The following is a 1,231-nucleotide window of genomic DNA, read 5'->3' on the forward strand; positions in this document are numbered from 1 at the left end:
TGATTTAGTTTATCGCCTCCATTTAGAAAAACAAGTGGAAATTATCGTCATTGACCACCTTCAAATAACCAAAACCACAAACCACTTAGAAAATGACCGTTTAGCCATTGATGAAATTATGACTAAATTAAAACAATTAGCCACGGAATTAAACCTTGTGATTATCATTCACTCTCAATTTTCAAGAGACACATATAGCAATTACAATGGCAAATCCCCTGAAATAACCGCTTTAAAAGGAATTGGTGGAATTGAAACTAACTCCGATATCGTCTTAATCATGTCCGAATTTCAACCCCAATTATCCAAAGGCCAAGAAAAACCTTTAAATATTTATAATTCAACCTTAAATCAACTCTATTTAGAATCTAATGACAATGAAAATCAAAAAATAATTGAGGTCAATATCAAAAAGAATCGTAGTGGCACCAAAAAAACCTTAATATATCACTTTGAAATGACCACCCAAACATTTCAAGAAATCGGTTATGTTTTACCTTATCAATTAGGATTTTAAAGGAGTAAAATAAATGAATCATCAAGACAAAATTAACCACATTAAAACTAATTTCCCCATGATTGTTTTATTAAAAAAATTAAAGATTTTACCATCAAATTTCAATATCAAATATCGTTTTCCTTGTCCCATCCATCAAGGCCAAAATCCTACTTGTTGTCATTTAACTTTAGATAACAAAATTCATTGTTGGAAATGTTGTAAAGATTACGATATTATTGATGTTTATATGGAAAGAAGGCAAATTAAATCCTTTAGCGAAGCTATTCAAAGAATGGGCCACTTTATGAAAAGTAATGAATTTCAAAACCTTATCCAACAAAAAAAACCATAAATAATAATTCACCTAATCCTTTTAAACAACAATATCATGCAATTAAATCAAAGCATCTAATTGACGAAAAAGAAATTAATACTACAAAAACAAAATTATTTAAAGAAACATCACCATTATTCAATCAACTCCGTGATTATTATCATTATTTATTAATGACTAACCAAAAAAACGAATCATCAATGGGTCTTGAATATTTAACTCAAAAAAGAAAATTAACTCTAGAAACAATTAAAGAATTTAAACTAGGATACGCACCTTTATCTGATAAACTTTTATCTTTCCGTCTAGTAAATTATTGTAAAAAGAAAAATATTGATACCACAAAATTAGTTGAATATGGTTTTTTCAAAGAAAAAACCAATCAAAAAGGAACTAAA

General features: G+C 27.8%; 1 protein-coding gene and 1 pseudogene. Both read left to right on the forward strand.

Annotated elements, in window-relative coordinates; translation table 11 throughout:
• A partial coding sequence (locus RI68_RS01635; protein WP_017193520.1) for a DnaB-like helicase C-terminal domain-containing protein occupies positions 1 to 517 on the forward strand: 517 nt, incomplete at its 5' end.
• A gap of 13 nt (positions 518 to 530) precedes the next feature.
• Positions 531 to 1,231: pseudogene (locus tag RI68_RS01640) on the forward strand (toprim domain-containing protein); the annotation flags it as partial.

Origin of the sequence: Vaccinium witches'-broom phytoplasma str. VAC, from assembly GCF_000309405.1 — a bacterium.
Taxonomy (GTDB): Bacteria; Bacillota_I; Bacilli_A; order Acholeplasmatales; family Acholeplasmataceae; genus Phytoplasma.